We start from the raw sequence: 16,934 nt of genomic DNA, 5'->3' as shown, positions 1-16,934 counted from the left end.
TACCGCCGTCTGGCAGGCGGCGGCCGCTCCAGATGCACCGCTTCGGCATGCGGCCATGTGCCGCGCCGTGGGTTGCCGGTTTAGTGGGGGGTGATGCGTGTCCTATCGCGTGCAAGCACGCTCCTACCAAGGCAGCGGGATGGCTGTCTGTAGGAGCGGGCTTGCTCGCGATAGGCCCTACGGCAGCTGCGCGAACGCGTCGCGGGTCATGTTTTCCGGCTCGCCCGTGGTGCACACCACGTCATCCTCAATGCGGATGCCGCCGTACTTGCGGAACGCATCGACCTTGTCCCAGTTGATGTCAGCCGCGACAGGCTTGTTCTTCAGTTCGGCCAGGAGCATGTCGATGAAATACAGGCCCGGTTCGATCGTCACGACCATGCCCGGTTCGAGGTTGCGGGTGAGGCGCAGGTACGGGTGGCCTTCCGGCTTGGCGATGGTGCCGCCGGCATCGGAGGCGTGGAAACCCGCCACATCGTGCACCTGCATGCCGATGCCATGGCCCAGGCCATGCGGGAAGAACGCCGAGGAAACACCCGATTCCACCGCGCTTTCCGCGCTCATGCGGATGAAGCCGTGTTCGCGCAGCACGCCGGCAATGACGTGATGGGCGTGCACATGCAGCTCGGGATAGTTCTGCCCCGCACGCACCTTCGCCACGAACGAGCGTTCCGCGGCGTCCATCGAATCGACGAGCGCCTGGAACTCACCGGCGTCCTTGCCCGCATAGGTGCGCGTGATATCGCTGGCATACCCGGAGGCGCTGGCGCCCGCATCGATCAGGAACGAACGGTGCTCGGCCGGTGGCACACGGCCGAAATGCGTGTAATGCAGGATGGCCGCATGCTCGTTGAGGCACACGATACTCGCGTAAGGCAGCTCGGCATCGGTCTGGCCCACCGCAGCCAGGTAGGCCTGGTGGATGCCCAGTTCGCTCGCGCCGTCGCGGAACGCCTTCTCGGCCGCGCGGTGGCCACGCACGCCACGGCGGCTGGCTTCGCGCATCAGTTCCAGTTCGTACGGTGTCTTGTAGGCGCGGTGGTAGTGCAGGTAATCGGTCACGGCCGACGGGTTGTTCGGCTGCACCTCGTTCACGCCGCAATATTGGTCGCCGATGATCGCGCTACGCGACTGCAGCGGCAGTTCGGCGATGGCATCGGCCGCCTTGCGCACGGTGACGATATCGAAGTGGTCCACCCAGTATCCGGTCGGTGCTTCCGGCACCACATGCCAGTAATCGTGCGGCTGCAGGAACACCAGCTTGGGCTTCTGGCCCGGGGTGTACACCAGCCAGCTACCCGGGGCATCGATCAGCGGAAGCCAGTGCTTGAAGTGCGGGTTCACCGTGAACGGGTAGTCCAGGTCATCCATGAACTTGGTGATCGGGCGGCCGGCCGGGACAACGAGGTGGTCGAAACCGCCGCGGGCGAGCGCGACATCGGTGCGTTCACGCAGGGTGGCAAGGTGCTGCGGATAGAGCGCGGCCAGCGCGTCGTTCATCGTGGATCTCCGGCGATTGTGGGGTGGGGCAACCACGTATGGTGCGCCTCCCGGCGCCACTAGCCAACCCCATGGGTTCGCCACGCCCGGGTGGTTCAGGCGGCGGAGTACACCACCGTGTAATCGCTGGCCAGGTCACCCAGTCGCAGGCGCAGGGCCAGCGCGGGGTGGCTGCCCCCATCGATCAGCGAGCGCATGTGTACGCCGTGCAGGCTGATCGCGAAATGGCCCACCGCGAAGTCGTGCGTGGGGGATGCCCAGTGGGTCAGCGGCGTCCAGGTCGAGCAGGCAGGGCAGGCGACGAAGGCCGAGTCGGGCGAATCGCACCACACGGCGAGCGCCTCTTCGAGCGCGTCGCTGCCCTCGCTACCCGGCGAAAGCAGCTCGCGGCAGTGCGGGCAGCGGATGGTGAAGCTGCCATCGTAGCGGCAGAAAATGCCGTTCTCCGGGCCGCCATCCACCATCAATGCGCGCTGGCCATCGTCTATCCAGTGGTGGCCGCTGGCGTGCAGGCCAATCGCAAAAACGCCGGTATCGGCCATGAGCTGGTGGTCCACCACCTTGAATGGCGTGTCCATGCCCGGGTCTACCACCGGGGAAATGGTGCCGTCGCCGATCAGCTTCAGGTACAGGCTAGTGGCGGCCGCGGCGGCATCGTCGCGTTCGAGCGTGGTATCAACAAGCAGGGTCGTCGGGTGGTTCATCGTGGCGATGGTGACCCCTTGCGGGCATGGCGGTAAAGCGCCACCGATGGCCGCCGTTCAGTCGGCCGGCGGCCCGATCCATTCATCGATGGCACGCACGTCATCCTCGCTGCCGGAGATGATGCGGTAGCCCGACCAGAACTGGCCGGCCGAAGCCGCCGGCTCGTGCCACTGTTCCTGGATGCCGATCACTACCGCGTGCTCGCGATGCTGGGCATCGGGCAGGTTGAACGTGACCTGGTGCACCGCGCCGGCACGCGGCTCACGCGTGCCGAGCAGCATCATGCCGGTGGCCGAAAGGTTGCCCAGCTGGCCCAGCACCGCATCGTTCATCACATCGACCACGGGCATGGGCGAGGTGGCGCGCTTGCGCGGGGCGCGGCGCTGTTCGAATTCACTCTTCATGCGTGGCCCGCCATCCGTTCATTCATGCGCTCGCGGCGCAGGGCCCGTGCGACGGCCTGCCACGCGCGATCGATCAGCGGTACGCGTTCATCGCGCCATTCGCGCGCTTCACCGGCGGACACCATGCGGGCCAGGCGGGTCAGGTCGATATCATCGGTACGGGTGCCCCGCTGGTTCACGAACAGGCAGCGCCCGGTGGCGGGCGAGAACCACGCAAGTTTGCGCCGCACGATCTCGCCATCGGCCTGGGTGAATTCAAACCAGGTGCCAAAGCGCAGGCTGGCAAAGCTGTCGTAGACGGCGCGCGCGGCGGCATCCAGCGGCGTCGGCTCCACCGGTGCCACAGGTTCACCATGGGCGGTACCTTCGCCCAGGCGCGGGCGCTGCTTCAGGCGCATGGCCACGTCGGTCGCGGTCGGCGTATCGTCGCTCTGGCGTTCCTGGGTGGGCTCGAACAGGCCGGCGGCCACCTGCGCAGCCTCCGAGGGGTGCATGCCCAGGTGCTCGAGGCCGCGCTCCACTTCCTGGCGCAGCTTCTGTTTGTCAGCGACCGGGCGGCGGCCCAGCAACTGGTCGGTCACGCCCAGGCAATGCAGGTAAGCCTCACCGGTCTCACCGCCACGCAGGATGTGCAGCGCCAGCACGTCGGCCCAGGTGCGCTCGAGCAGGATGCGCAGCACGCCGCGCGGGGTGCTTCCAGCCACCATGCGCTCGCTCATCACTTCGCTGGCGCGCTGGCGAGCGCGCTCCAGCCGGTCACGGCCTTCCATCGCCTCGATCTGCCGGCGTTCGGCCACGTGGGCCTTGCGGGTCAGCTGGGCGATCTGGGTTTCGATATCGGCGCGCCATGCCGGGTCAATCACCTGCGCCGCGCTGGCATCCACCACCAGGCGTTCAAGGCGATCGAGCAGGGCGGTATCGGGCTCGCCCTCGGCCGGATCCAGCCAGTGGTGCGCGGCCTCGCTAACGGTGTTGAGCAACTGGCGCGCGGGGTGTTCAGGCTGGTCGAAGAAGCCGCGATCGTTCACGGCGGCGCGCAGCATGGGCCATTGCAGGCCACCCAGCACGCGGCGGCCGGCGCTGGCAGCGCCCATCTGCTGGCCCAGGTTCTGGAACAGCATGGCGGTGAGTTCCACCGTATCGCCTTGCTCGATGGTCAGCTCGGCCAGCGGGGAGCCTGCGGGGCGGCCGCGGTTGAGCTGGGTCAGCAATTCATCGCGCAGGGCGCCGGCGGTGCGGATCTCCCGCTGCGCGGCATCGGTCACGTCGCTGACGTGGCCTTGCAGGGCGAGCAGCGCGGTTTGCAACTCGTCATCGGACGCCAGGCGGCCTGGGGCAAACCCGGCGCCACGGCCGGTCTGGGCCCGCTGGGACAGCAACTGGCGCAGGCTTTCGAGCACGCCGATGTTGCCTTCGGGTGTCGCGCCACCGCTGCCGGCTCCGCCGCTGCCGCCACCGGTACCGGTGGTGCCTGCGCCCATGCCCGCCTCGCCGGTACCGCCTTCGCCAGGCCGTGCGCGACGATCGCCAGCCGGTGCGCTGCTAACGCGCACGTTCGGGTAAACCCGGAAACCCGGCAGGATGCCGCGCGTCCGGTAATGTTCGTTGAGTGCCCCGTAAAACGCTTCGCTATGGCCGAGCACGCGGGTATCCACGGCCTGGAACAGGATGAGCCGGTGCTGAGGGGTCAGCGGCATGTTTTCCATGGCCGCCTGCAAGGCAGCGGTCAACGCCCGTGGCCCAGCCGGCAAGGCCTCGCCCTCGAGCGGGGGCGTACCTGCGAGTACCGCCAGGCGGTAACCCAGTTCGAACAGGCTGCTGGCGCTGCGTGCCTCGGCGCGCGCGGCCATGCTGGCCAGCGCATCGCTCTGTTCCTGTTCTTCCGGATCCACCAGGCTGAGGTTAAGCCCGGTGTAATCACTGGTGGCCGTCTGCCCCGTGGGCTCGCCCAGGTGGCGAAAGCGCTCGGAAAGGTGGGATGCAAAGCGGTTGCGGAATGCCGGGCCTTCACGCTGGACGATGCCGCGGCTTTCGAAGCAATCCTGCTGTTCCAGGTGGTTACGGCTGCTTTCCGCCACGGCGAACATGCGCTGGTCGAAATCACGCAGGGCTTCGCGCAGCGGCATATCCAGCCACGTCAGGCACAGGGACAGGCCCTGCTGCGCCTCGCGTTCGGCACGCGGCGAAAGGGCGACGGGATGCGGTCCCGTCCGGCCGAACGGCGGCGTGCCAGGATTCATGAGATAGGCCCCTCCCCGGCCTTGGCCGCAAGTTTAGACGGCCGTCTGCCCCGGGCGCCAGCGGGCGTGGGGCGGCATAAGACCTAAGGCGAACGGTGTAGGTCTCAACCTACGTGAGCGGCCGATCAGGCCATGAAGGCTTCGATCACGTCATTAAGGAAGCGCTGGCCCAGCGCCGTGGTGCGCAGGGCGGCCGGGTCGTTATCGATCCAGCCGCGGCGGCGGCATTCGGCCAGGCGCGTGGCGATCGTTTCCAGCGGCAGGCCGGTGCGCTCGGCGAAGTCCGTGAGGGGCACCCCATCGATCAGGCGCAAGGCGTTGAGCATGTATTCGAAGGGCAGGTCATCGCCTGCCACCATGCTATCGCCCCCGATCCGCGTGGGGCCGCCTGCGGCCGAAAGGTAGGCCGCGGGCAGGCGCGATTTCCAGCGGCGGCGTACGCCTTCGGTGCCGCTCACCTTGCCGTGGGCACCGGCACCGATCCCCAGGTAATCGCCAAAGCGCCAGTAATTGAGGTTATGCGCGCAGCGGCGGCCTGGCCGGGCATACGCCGATACCTCGTACTGGCCGTAACCGCCCGCGGCCAGCCGGTCCTGGCAGGCTTCCTGGATCGCCCAGGCGGCGTCGTCATCGGGCAACGGCGGCGGGTTGGCGGCGAAGGCCGTGTTCGGCTCGAGGGTGAGCTGGTAGTGCGAGATATGGGTGGGCCCGAGGGCCATGGCTTTGTCGACGTCATCCAGTGCACCGGCCAGGTCCTGGTCGGGCAGGGCGTACATCAGGTCGATATTGATGTTATCGATGCCGGCATCCTGGGCCTGGCGCACCGCATCGGCCGCCTCGTGCGCCGAGTGGATGCGGCCCAGGCGGTGGAGCTTGTCGTTGTCGAAGCTCTGCACGCCGAACGAAATGCGGTTCACCCCGGCGGCCAGGTAACCATCGAAACGGCCATGCTCCACGGTGCCCGGGTTCGTCTCCAGGGTCACTTCGGCGTCCTCGACGAACGGCAAGCGTTTGCGCGCGCCATCGAGGAAGCGGCCGATCAGTTCCGGGGTGAACAGGCTGGGTGTGCCGCCGCCGAAAAACACCGTTTCGATCCGGCGGCCGGCGATCGCCGCCTCGAAGTCGCGCAGGTCTGCGTCCATGTCCGCCAGCAAGGTATCCACGTAGGTGGCGTACTCGGGCGTGCCACGCACGCCATGCGAGTTAAAATCGCAGTACGGGCATTTGCGCACGCACCACGGCATGTGCACATACAGGGACAGCGGCGGCGACAGCGTGCTCATGCGAGTTCGGCGAAGCGCGCCTTCAGCACGTCCAGCGCCTGGCCACGGTGGCTGAGGCGGTTCTTCAGGGCCGGCTCGATCTCGGCGGCGCCCAGGTCCGAGCCATCGGGAAGGAACAGCGGGTCGTAGCCGAAGCCGCCCGCGCCGCGCGGCGCCTCGAGAATGCGCCCGTGCCAGCGGCCTTCGGCGATCAGCGGCGCCGGATCGTCCGCGTGGCGTAGCAGCACCAGTACGGCGATGAAGTACGCCGTACGCTTTTCCATCGGCACGCTATCCAGTTCGCGCAGGAGCTTGGCGTTATTCGCCGCGCTATCGCCGTGCACGCCCGAATAACGGGCGGCATACAGGCCCGGTGCGCCGTTCAGCGCATCCACGCAGATGCCCGAATCGTCAGCCAGCGCGGGCAGGCCCGTGGCACGCGCCGCGTGGCGCGCTTTGATCAGCGCGTTCTCGACGAAGGTAAGGCCCGTTTCATCGGCATCGCTCACGCCCAGCGTGGTTTGCGGCACCAGTTGCACGCCAGTACCCGCGAGCAGTTGTTCCAGCTCCACCACCTTGCCGGCGTTACCCGAGGCCAGGACGATGCGCATTACAGGCCTTCCGAGAACGCGGGTGCGTAATTCACGCGGCCGGCATAACCCGCCAGGCCATCGATGGTGAGCGGCAGCACCTGGAAGGCGTTGCCGCCCTCGAAGGCATCGTGCAGCGCGTGCGCCGAGGCCTTGGTGAAGCCGAACTTGGCGTAATACGCCGGCGAGCCCAGCACGAACACGGCGCGGGCATCGGCCACGAAGCAGGCGCCGATGCCTTCTTCGATCAGGGCATGCCCGACACCCTGGCGCTGGTGATCCGGGTGCACGGCGATGGGGGCGAGACCAAGGGCCTTGCCGTCGTCACCGGTCTCGACCGTAAGCGGCGAGAACAGGACATGGCCGATCACGGCATCGTCTGCATCCACGGCGACCAGCGAGATCGTGGCGTGGCCAGCCTCGACCAGGCGGCGCACGAGGTCACCCTCGTTGGGCCGGCCGAAGGCCGCGTGGTGCACGGCGACGATCGCGTCCAGGTCGCCGGCGGTCGCCGCACGGACGTCGGCGGTCACGGCGTGGACTCCAGCGCGGCACGCTGTGCCAGCACCAGCTCGTTGATGCCCTTGGTGGCCAGGTCGAGCAGGGCGTTCATTTCGTCGCGGCGGAAGGCGTGGCCTTCGGCCGTGCCCTGTACCTCGATGAAACCGCCACCGTCGTTCATCACCACGTTCATGTCGGTATCGCAGTTGGAATCTTCAGCGTAATCAAGATCCAGCACCGGCACACCCTTGTAGACGCCCACCGAAACGGCGGCGATGGCGCCCATGATCGGGTCGCGCTTGATCGCGTTGCGCTTGAGCAGGGTGCCCACGGCATCGACCAGGGCCACGTAGGCGCCGGTGATCGCGGCGGTACGGGTGCCGCCATCGGCCTGGATCACGTCGCAATCCAGGGTGATCACGCGCTCACCCAGGGCGGCGCGGTCCACGCAGGCACGCAGCGAGCGGCCGATCAGGCGCTGGATTTCCATGGTGCGGCCACCCTGGCCGCCGCGCGCGGCTTCGCGCTGGGTGCGGTCGGTGGTAGCGCGGGGCAGCATGCCGTACTCGGCCGTGACCCAGCCTTCGCCCTTGCCGCGCAGCCACGGTGGCACGCGTTCTTCCACCGAGGCGGTGCACAGCACCTTGGTATCGCCAAAGCTTACGAGCACGGAGCCCTCGGCATGGCGGGTGTAGTGGCGCTCGATGGTGACGGGTCGCAGCTGGTCGGCAGCGCGGCCGCTCGGTCGGGAAAAGGTCATGGAAAGGCCTGGGTTGGGCGCGGGCGGTGGGTCAGTTTACCATTGCCACCTTTCCTTCACGCGCGAGCGAGCCCCCATGATCCGTAGCATGACCGCCTACGCCTCCGCCGAGAGCGCGGGCCCGTCCGGCACGCTCACCTGCGAGCTGCGCACCGTGAACCACCGCTACCTCGAGATCAGCCCCCGCCTGCCCGAGGATCTGCGCAGCTTTGAAAGCGCCCTGCGTGAGCGCATCGCCGGCCGCCTTTCCCGCGGCAAGGTGGATGTGACCGTGCGCTTGCGCACCGAGCAGGGCAGTGCCGAAGGCCTGCGCATCAACGGCCAGATCCTGTCCCGGCTCTCCGAGCTGGCGCTGGACCTGGAGCACCGCTTTCCGCGGATGAACATTGAGTTCACCGAACTGCTGCGTTTCCCGGGCGTGCTGCAGCAGCCCGAAGCCGATGCCGATGCCCTGCAGGCGGCGCTGCTCGATGTGGTCGACCGCGCGCTGGATGCGCTTTCCGATACGCGTGGCCGCGAAGGCACCAAGCTGGGCGAGATCCTGCGCGAGCGCCTGGATGGCATCGAGAAGATCGTCGGCGATGTACGTGGCTGGCTGCCGGAAATCCGCACGGCGCTCCGCGCCCGCCTGGAAACCCGCCTGGCCGATGTGCGCCAGCCGGTGGAGCCGGGCCGCCTGGAGCAGGAACTGGTCCTTCAGATCACCCGCATCGACGTGGATGAAGAGCTCGACCGCCTCACCACCCACATCAGCGAAGCCCGCCGCGTGCTGGCGCTGAAGGAACCGGTGGGCCGCCGCCTCGATTTCCTCATGCAGGAATTCAACCGCGAGGCAAACACGCTGGGCTCGAAGTCCGTGGATTCGCGGACGACCAATGCTGCCGTTGAGCTCAAGGTGTTGATCGAGCAGATGCGCGAGCAGGTGCAGAACATCGAATAACAGGCAAGGGAGTTCCGGATGTCCCGCTACCACTGTGCAATCGTCGTGGCTGCAGCCATGGCGGCTATGTCCGCGATGGCGTCACCACAGGGTGATGATACGAAGCAAGCGGTGCTGACCCAGCAAGCGCTGGAGCGCACCGTTACCGCGTTGGATACCCGGTTCTTCGGCGCGTTCAATACGTGCGACCAGCCCGGCCAGCTCGACGAACACGCCGCAATGATCGATCCGAACCTCGAGTTCTATCACGACAACGGCGGCGTGACCTGGACCCGCAAGGAGTACATGGAGCGAACCCGCCAGAATGTATGCGGCCATTTCCGCCGCAAGCTGGTGCCCGGCACGTTGCAGGTTTATCCGATCAAGGATTTTGGCGCGATCGAAGAGGGCGAGCAGGATTTCTGCGACTTGAAGACCGATGAATGTTTCGGTGCGGCACACTTCATGCTCGTCTGGCACCGGACGGCAAGTGGCTGGCAGGTCACGCGCGCGTTTAGTTATGGGCATCACGCGCTTGGGAAATAGCCGCGCCTGGCGTCAGCCCCCTCGAATGCGTTTGCCGACGATCCCATAAAGTGCCTCGGACAATGCGACCGGATCGGCATGGTCCGCGAGCAGGTGCACGTCCGCCTGCTCCGGCGGTTCGTAGGGTGAATCAATGCCAGTGAAGTTCTTGATGTCCCCCGCGCGAGCCTTCCTGTAGAGGCCCTTCGGATCGCGGGCCTCGCACGTATCGAGCGAGGCATCGACGAACACCTCCAGGAATTCCCCTTCACCGAAGCGTTCGCGGGCGAACTGGCGTTCGTTGCGGAACGGTGAGATGGCGCAGACCAGCACGATGAGCCCGGCATCGGTCATAAGGTGGGCGACCTCGGCGAGGCGGCGGATGTTCTCCACGCGCGCCTCGGGCGTAAAGCCAAGGTCGCTGTTCAGGCCGTGGCGGACGTTGTCGCCATCGAGCATGTACGTGTGGAAGCCGGCATCGGCCAGCCGGCGTTCCACCAGGTTGGCGATGGTGGACTTGCCGGAGCCGGAAAGGCCCGTCAGCCATATACACAGCGGGCGCTGCCCCTTGGCGGCGGAACGCAGCTGTTTGTCCACATCCACCTGCTGCCAGTGGACGTTGGCGGAGCGGCGCAGGCCGAACTGGATCATGCCGCAGCCAACGGTCGCGTTCGTCGCACGGTCGATCAGGATGAACCCGCCCAGTGTGCGGTTGGTCTCGAACGGTTCGAAGGCCAGTGGCGCATCGGTTTCCAGATTGCAGTAAGCGATCTCGTTGAGCTCGAGTCGCGTGGCGGCCAGCTGCGCCTGTGTATCGACATCCACCTTGTGCTTGATGTTGGTCACGCGCGCGTTGACGGTGCTCGCGCCGAGCTTCAGCAAATAGGTGCGGTGGGGGAGAAGGGCTTCCTCGCCCATCCACACCACGTGGCAGGCGAAATGCGACGAGACCTCACAGGGTGCGTTGGCGGCAGCAAGGACATCACCGCGGGAGATGTCCAGCTCGCGGTCGATCGCGACCGTGACGGCCTGGCCGGCTTGCGCGGCCTGGGCAGGTTCACCGGCCACGCAGATGCCCGACACGCGCGCGGTGCGTGTGCCGGGAAGCAGTACGAGGTCGTCGCCGATGGCGAGGGTGCCGCTGGCCACTGTTCCGGCGTAGCCACGTGACTGTGGCCCGGGGCGGCTTACCCACTGCACGGGCATGCGGAATGCGCAGGTCCCGGGGGTGGGTACTGGCGCGGATTCCAGAAGCCTGAGCAGCGGGGGGCCGAGGTACCACGGCATCCGCGATGACGATGATCCGATGTTGTCGCCGTCGATCGCCACGACCGGGAGCGCGTCGATCTGGGTGATGCCCAGGCTTTCCGCCAGGGGAAGGTAGGCCTCGACGATCGCGCCGTACGCGTCGGCCGAAAAGTCCACCAGGTCCATCTTGTTCACGGCCAGGATGACCTTGCGGATCCCCATCAGGGCACACAGGTAGGTATGGCGCCGCGTTTGCGGCAGCAGTCCCTTGCGCGCATCGACGAGAAGCACGGCGAGATCGGCGGTGGAAGCACCGGTTGCCATGTTTCGTGTGTACTGCTCGTGCCCCGGGCAGTCGGCCACGATGAATCCGCGTTTCGGGGTATGGAAATAACGGTACGCAACGTCGATCGTGATGCCCTGCTGGCGCTCGGCGTCCAGTCCATCGGTCAGCAGCGCGAAATCGATGGCGCCACCAGGTACCGATCCGCTCACGGCGCTATCGCGCACAAGGGCAGCCAGCTGGTCATCGGGAACCATGCCGGCATCGAACAACAGGCGGCCGAGCAGGGTGCTCTTCCCGTCATCCACGCTACCGCAGGTGATGAAGCGAAGCAGTCCTCCCGGTGACTGCGTTGCGCCGTTCGCATCCGTCATCAGAAATAGCCTTCCTGTTTCTTGCGCTCCATCGACGCGGCGGGATCGTGGTCGATGATGCGGCCCTGGCGCTCCGACGTGCGCGATACCTGCAATTCGCTGATGATGTCGTCGAGGGTGGCTGCCGTTGACTCCATGGCGCCCGTTAGCGGGTAGTCGCCCAACGTGCGGAACCGGACCATGCGCTCGGTGACGACCTCGCCCTCGCGAAGGGTGAGGCGGTCGTCGTCCACCATGATCAAGGCGCCATCGCGTGCCACGGTGGGGCGCATGCGGGCGAAGTAAAGCGGCACCACGTCGATCCGTTCCCTGCGGATGTACTGCCACACATCCAGCTCGGTCCAGTTGGAGAGCGGGAACACGCGAACGCTCTCACCCTTATGGATCTTGGTGTTGTACAGGTTCCACAATTCGGGGCGCTGGTTGCGCGGATCCCAGCGGTGCTGCGCGGTCCGGAATGAAAACACCCGCTCCTTCGCCCGGGCCTTCTCCTCATCCCGCCGCGCGCCGCCCAGGGCGGCGTCGAAGCCGAAGGTGCCCAGCGCCTGCTTGAGCGCCTCGGTTTTCATGATGTCCGTATGTACCGTGGCACCGTGTGTCAGCGGTGAAATGCCCTGTCGCACGCCATCCTGGTTGATGTGGACGTGCATGTGCACATCAACCTGCGCGGCCACCCGATCGCGGAACGAAATCATCTCGGCGAACTTCCACGTGGTATCGATATGGAGCAGCGGAATGGGTGGAGGCGCTGGCGAAAAGGCCTTACGCATCAGGTGGAGAAGGACCGTCGAATCCTTGCCGATCGAATAGAGCATCACCGGCCGCTGGAACGATGCCGCCACCTCGCGAATGATGTGGATGCCCTCAGCCTCCAGGGCGTCGAGTCGATCGGATCGGGCAGGAGCTATGTCGGGCATGCGAGGGACCGGCTCGGCTGGTGGCCGATCTTAGCACCCGCTCCCGGGAGCGCCATGGGCGGGCGCGATCGCCTCGTGCCCCGGCGGCCGGCGCGGCGCAGCGTGCCGGAGGAGCAATTCTACCTACGCCCATTGCGTAGATCTTCGCTTATCTACGGAGCCCGGCCAGCGGAGCATAAGCGGCCCATCCCACAGGAACATCGCGGCGGCGGTGTCGAGGCGAAGCGTCATGGCAACGAAGGCGGCTAAGAGCGGGCGACCCAATATCCTCGTCATCTGGGGCGATGACATCGGCTGGCAGAATGTCAGCGCGTACGGCATGGGGACCATGGGTTACACCACGCCCAACCTTGATCGCATCGGCCTGGAGGGCATCCGCTTTACCGACCATTACGGCCAGCCATCGTGCACCGCAGGGCGTGCGGCTTTCATTACCGGCCAGTACCCGATTCGCTCGGGCATGGTCACCGTCGGCCAGCCCGGCGATCCCCTGGGCCTGCAACCGCAGTCGCCGTGCCTGGCCGAGGTGTTGCTCGAGGCCGGTTACGCCACGGGGCACTTCGGCAAGAGCCACCTTGGCGACCGCAACGAGCACCTGCCCACCAACCATGGCTTCCAGGAGTTCTTCGGCAACCTCTACCACCTGAATGTCTCGGAGCAGGAAGAGCAGCGCGACTATCAACAGTTTGCGAAGGCCTATGCGGGCAGCGAGGCAGCATACGCAAAGAAGTTCGGCGCCCGCGGCGTGATCCATTCCGTCGCGACGGACAAGGATGACACCAAGGAAGATCCGCGGTTCGGTCGGATCGGCAAACAAAAGATCACCGATACCGGACGCCTGCACAAAGAGCGCATGGAAGACTTCGACGCGGCGGAAGTGATCCCGCGCGCGTTCGAATTCATGAAACATGCGAAGGGCGAGGACAAGCCGTTCTTCGTCTGGCTCAACACCAGCCGCATGCACCTCTATACGCGGCTCAATGATAAGTGGCGCTACGCGGCCGAAACCTTCACCTCCGAAGCTGACCTGCACGGCTCAGGCATGCTGCAGCACGATCACGATATCGGCCTGGTGCTGGACTTTCTCAAGGAGAACGGCCTGGAGGAGAACACCATCGTCTGGTACTCCACCGATAACGGGCCGGAGCACTCGTCGTGGCGCACGGCGCAACCACGCCGTTCCGGGGCGAGAAGATGACGACCTATGAAGGCGGCGTCCGCGTCATTTCCATGCTGCGCTGGCCGGGACAGATTCCGGCCGGCCAGATCCTCAACGGCATCCAGTGTCACCAGGACATGTTCACCGGCCTGGCGGTCGCTGCCGGTGTCACGGATGTCAACGAGAAAGTGAAGCGCGAGAAGAAGCAGTACATCGATGGTGTGGACAATGTCGATTACTGGACGGGCAAGGCGAAGAGCTCCCGGCGAAATCACATCTTCCACTACAACGAAAGCAAGCTCACCGCGATGCGCATGGGGCCATGGAAATGGCATTTCTCCCTCACCGAAGACTACTACGGCAATATTTCGGGGCGCAGCAAGCCGCTGGTGTTCAATATCCGCATGGATCCCTTCGAGTCATACGACAGCACGGATTCCTACGGCCATCTGCTGCAGAAGATCTCCTGGCAGACCGGTCCACTAGGCGAGTTGATGCAGGAGCATCTGAAGACCCTTACGGAATTCCCGCCCGTGCAGGGTGGCAAATCGTTCGATATGTCGAATGTCGTGGAGCAATTCATGAGCCACGGTCACGACTAGGCCCCGAGCTGCCGCGCGCGATGCGCGCGCGTAACGGCAGCGACTGCCCACGGCATGTGTCCCAGGTCATGCCGTGGGCCGTCTGCCCATCCACGTACCCGGAAGTGTTAGCCACGTCACCTTCCTGGAAATTCCCGTAGTTTTCGCAGGCTCGCGCAGCGTGCCTGTAAGCGCAGTGTCATCGACTCTCGCGAAATTAGATCGATTGAAACCGCTGCGAGAATGAAAAGATGCGATTTGCTCGTATGCCTTCCCGCGCCCCGGGAACGGCCCTGCTTGCCTTGGCGATCAGCCTGGCCCTCACCACGCCACACGCCCGGGCGGGTGACACGGAACCGGCAGCACATGCCGACACGATGGACGCGAGCACGCGTGCGGCACGCAAGAAGCCGGCTAACGAGACCACAACGCTGGATGGCGTAAGCGTTGCCGCGACCACGGCGGTGACCGACACGGAACTGGCGAAGAAAAGGAACGCGAGCGTCCTGGTTGATTCGATTGATCGGGACAGCATCCAGGTCCACGCCCAGGACGATTCGGTCGCCCAGCGCCTGCTGCTCGCACCAGGTATCAGCGTCACCCGCGATGAGGACCAGCCGCGCTATATCACCGTGCGCGGAATCGAATCCAACCTCAACAGCACGACGCTGGACGGGCTGACCATGGCGTCGGTGGGCGATGAGGGCGGTGGCGCCCGCTCGATCAACCTGCAGCTGATCCCTAGTGATATCGCCGATCGGATCGACGTCTACAAGACGTTCTCCGCCGAGCAGAACCCCGATGGCATCGGTGGCGCGATCAACCTGGTGAGTAACAGCGCGTTCGATTTCGCGAAGAACACGCTGCACGTGGATGCCAACGTGAACCACCATGATCTGGAGAACGATGGCGGCCACAATGCGCAGCCGAAGACCCGTTCGCTGTTCGGCGATGGCGTGAATGCGAAGTACTCCACCATCTTCGGTTCCGACGATGAGTTTGGTATCACCGTCTCGGCACGCCACCAGGAATACAACGCGAACCAGAACAAGCTCTTCCAGACCTCGCAGTACTTCTATAACGAAGCGGGTGCCAACATCTCCGGCCCCAACGTGGCCAGCGGCTGGAACGGGCTTGCCGCGCCGTACAACATCGCGTACTACGCCGATAACCGCCGGGTGAAGACCTACGGCGGCTCGGTCAAGCTCGAGTGGTGGCCGGCGAACGGCCCGGTGAAAGCCTCGCTCATGGCCTATGGCTACGGCATGGAGGAGCAGCGCACCGAGAACGGCTACGAATTCGATGCCGCCAAGTCGGTGTCAGGCCAGACCGCGACAGCGGGAAGCTCGCCGTTGCAGAGCCTCAACGTCATCTTCGGCAACAAGAACTGGGCCCGCAATAACCGCGGCCTCATCGGCAACGTGGAATGGCGCGGGGACGATTCGATCCTGCGCTTTACGGCTGGCTATACCCGCGACCGGGTGAACGTGGACCAGTCCAATATGAAGCTGACGGCCACGCCCAGCGGCGATCCGACCATGTACTACGGCTCGGACAGCAAGGGCGAGATCTTCAACATGACCTCGCTGGCCGACCCCTCGATCATCACGAACTCACCGTACAAGGTCAGCAGCGCCAACCAGCAGCAGACCACGGGTACCGCCGGCCTCGGCGACGTGCGCCTGGACTTTGCAAAGAACATTGACGCAGGCGCGCAAGGATTCGGCCTCGCCGCGGGTGCAGAGTACAAGCTGATGAACGTGGCGACCGACTACACCCAGCAGATCTACGCCACGGGAAGCACGCTCACCGGTGGCCTGTACAACCCTGGCTGGAACTACCCGAAGGCCATGTACGCGCTCCCGTTCTTCGACCTGCCTGCGTTCCTGGCCAACGGCGGTTGGTCCACCTTGCCGGTGAACCAGGCCTCCTCGCTCTACAGCAGCCAGGCATCCGACTTTGGCTATAAGGAAAAGGTGAAGGACGCTTACCTGTCGCTGCACTACGCCACGCCGGTGGTGGAAGCGGTGCTCGGGGTGCGCTACGACGATACGACCTATGTTGCCGATACCCCAACGATCAATAACGGCGTGGTATCCGGCAAGACGAAGAACGACGGCAGCTACCACTACCCGCTTCCGTCGTTGAACATCACCACGCACATCACCGATGACACCAACGTGCGCGTCAGCCTGAGCCGCACGATCGGCCGGCCCGTGCCCTCGAACATCGCCCAGGCCGAGGTGGAAACGTGCGGTGACGACGCCGAGTGCACCATCTCCCGCGGTAACCCGGGCCTGAAGCCCGAGAAGTCCTTCAATATGGACGCCTCGATCGAGCACTACTTCAACGATGGCAACGCCTACGCGTCGCTGGCATGGTTCAAGAAAAAGATCCAGTCCGATATCGTCAGCGTGAGCGATGAATCGACCGACACCCTTGGGCGCCTGGTCACGATCGTCACGCCGGAAAATGTCGACAAGTCGCAGGTGCAGGGCCTGGAATTTTCACTGGTGAGTCGCGACATGGCCTTCGTCGGCCAGAAGTTCGACGTGCTGTTCAACGCCACCCACATGGATGGCCAGATGAACTACACGAGCGCCAATGGCACGCGCACCCTCTACCAGTTGCTGAACCAGCCGCGAAATATCGCGAACCTGGGCGTAACCTGGCAGGTCCCCGCGCTGCGCAGCCGCCTGACCGTCACCGAGAACTTCACCGATCGCTACCTGATTACCATCGGCGCCAGTCCGTGGCAGGATCGCGGCTTCCGCCAGCGCTACGTTACCGATGCCTCGTGGGACACCACGTTCGACGACCATTGGTCGGCATCGCTCAGCGCCGCCAACCTGTTCGGCAAGGATCAGTACGAAACCGTTGGCGACCACTACCAGTACATGCGCAACCTGAATAACTACGGCCGCACGTACTACCTCCACGTGAAGTACGACCTCAACTGACAGGGC

15 protein-coding genes are annotated in these 16,934 nt (G+C 65.2%); 5 read left to right on the top strand and 10 right to left on the bottom strand.

Annotated features, from left to right (window positions below; genetic code table 11):
* Nucleotides 1–177: 177 nt before the first annotated feature.
* The 8 genes from pepQ to rph form a co-directional block, all read right to left on the bottom strand.
* Nucleotides 178–1,500 (bottom strand): Xaa-Pro dipeptidase, encoded by a 1,323-nt coding sequence (gene pepQ, locus ABIE56_RS16860; protein ID WP_429244950.1) that lies wholly within the window; start codon nucleotides 1,498–1,500, stop codon nucleotides 178–180.
* Nucleotides 1,501–1,595: 95 nt separating this feature from the next.
* On the bottom strand, nucleotides 1,596–2,204 hold the full coding sequence (locus tag ABIE56_RS16855) for a hypothetical protein (protein WP_429244949.1): 609 nt from the start codon (nucleotides 2,202–2,204) through the stop codon (nucleotides 1,596–1,598).
* A gap of 57 nt (nucleotides 2,205–2,261) precedes the next feature.
* On the bottom strand, nucleotides 2,262–2,609 hold the full coding sequence (locus ABIE56_RS16850; protein WP_429244948.1) for a PilZ domain-containing protein: 348 nt from the start codon (nucleotides 2,607–2,609) through the stop codon (nucleotides 2,262–2,264).
* Nucleotides 2,606–4,849 (bottom strand): DUF1631 family protein, encoded by a 2,244-nt coding sequence (locus ABIE56_RS16845; RefSeq protein ID WP_429244947.1) that lies wholly within the window; start codon nucleotides 4,847–4,849, stop codon nucleotides 2,606–2,608. The genes ABIE56_RS16850 and ABIE56_RS16845 overlap by 4 nt, the downstream gene beginning before the upstream one ends.
* 125 nt (nucleotides 4,850–4,974) lie before the next feature.
* Complete coding sequence (gene hemW, locus ABIE56_RS16840; RefSeq protein ID WP_429244946.1) at nucleotides 4,975–6,132, bottom strand: radical SAM family heme chaperone HemW; 1,158 nt, start codon at nucleotides 6,130–6,132, stop codon at nucleotides 4,975–4,977.
* Complete coding sequence (gene rdgB, locus ABIE56_RS16835) at nucleotides 6,129–6,722, bottom strand: RdgB/HAM1 family non-canonical purine NTP pyrophosphatase (RefSeq protein ID WP_429244945.1); 594 nt, start codon at nucleotides 6,720–6,722, stop codon at nucleotides 6,129–6,131. Before rdgB ends, hemW begins: the two co-directional genes overlap by 4 nt.
* A complete protein-coding gene (locus tag ABIE56_RS16830; RefSeq protein ID WP_429244944.1) occupies nucleotides 6,722–7,234 on the bottom strand; it encodes a GNAT family N-acetyltransferase in 513 nt (170 codons plus the stop codon). Before ABIE56_RS16830 ends, rdgB begins: the two co-directional genes overlap by 1 nt.
* Nucleotides 7,231–7,962 (bottom strand): ribonuclease PH, encoded by a 732-nt coding sequence (gene rph / locus ABIE56_RS16825; protein ID WP_429244943.1) that lies wholly within the window; start codon nucleotides 7,960–7,962, stop codon nucleotides 7,231–7,233. The genes ABIE56_RS16830 and rph overlap by 4 nt, the downstream gene beginning before the upstream one ends.
* 76 nt (nucleotides 7,963–8,038) lie before the next feature.
* Here rph and ABIE56_RS16820 point away from each other — a divergent pair, with 76 nt between their 5' ends.
* Both ABIE56_RS16820 and ABIE56_RS16815 read left to right on the top strand, forming a co-directional pair.
* Nucleotides 8,039–8,902, top strand: a complete 864-nt coding sequence (locus ABIE56_RS16820; protein WP_429244942.1) for a YicC/YloC family endoribonuclease — start codon at nucleotides 8,039–8,041, stop codon at nucleotides 8,900–8,902.
* 18 nt (nucleotides 8,903–8,920) lie between these two features.
* Nucleotides 8,921–9,427: a nuclear transport factor 2 family protein gene (locus tag ABIE56_RS16815; protein WP_429244941.1), complete on the top strand. Its 507-nt coding sequence runs from the start codon at nucleotides 8,921–8,923 to the stop codon at nucleotides 9,425–9,427.
* A 12-nt stretch (nucleotides 9,428–9,439) separates the two neighbouring features.
* Here the strand turns inward: ABIE56_RS16815 and cysC are convergent, their stop codons facing one another.
* Nucleotides 9,440–11,311: an adenylyl-sulfate kinase gene (gene cysC / locus ABIE56_RS16810; protein WP_429244940.1), complete on the bottom strand. Its 1,872-nt coding sequence runs from the start codon at nucleotides 11,309–11,311 to the stop codon at nucleotides 9,440–9,442.
* On the bottom strand, nucleotides 11,311–12,228 hold the full coding sequence (gene cysD, locus ABIE56_RS16805) for a sulfate adenylyltransferase subunit CysD (RefSeq protein ID WP_429244939.1): 918 nt from the start codon (nucleotides 12,226–12,228) through the stop codon (nucleotides 11,311–11,313). The genes cysC and cysD overlap by 1 nt, the downstream gene beginning before the upstream one ends.
* A 229-nt stretch (nucleotides 12,229–12,457) precedes the next feature.
* Between cysD and ABIE56_RS16800 the strand changes: the two genes are divergently transcribed.
* From ABIE56_RS16800 to ABIE56_RS16790, 3 genes are all read left to right on the top strand, one after another.
* Nucleotides 12,458–13,426 (top strand): sulfatase-like hydrolase/transferase, encoded by a 969-nt coding sequence (locus ABIE56_RS16800; protein ID WP_429244938.1) that lies wholly within the window; start codon nucleotides 12,458–12,460, stop codon nucleotides 13,424–13,426.
* Entirely contained in the window at nucleotides 13,423–13,989 is a 567-nt protein-coding gene (locus ABIE56_RS16795; RefSeq protein WP_429244937.1) for a hypothetical protein, read from the top strand. The genes ABIE56_RS16800 and ABIE56_RS16795 overlap by 4 nt, the downstream gene beginning before the upstream one ends.
* A gap of 230 nt (nucleotides 13,990–14,219) precedes the next feature.
* Nucleotides 14,220–16,928 (top strand): TonB-dependent receptor, encoded by a 2,709-nt coding sequence (locus ABIE56_RS16790; protein WP_429244936.1) that lies wholly within the window; start codon nucleotides 14,220–14,222, stop codon nucleotides 16,926–16,928.
* Nucleotides 16,929–16,934: the final 6 nt, after the last annotated feature.

It is taken from the genome of Luteibacter sp. 621 (assembly GCF_050435445.1).
Lineage (GTDB): Bacteria > Pseudomonadota > Gammaproteobacteria > Xanthomonadales > Rhodanobacteraceae > Luteibacter.
This window is presented reverse-complemented; position numbering and strand designations above follow the sequence as displayed.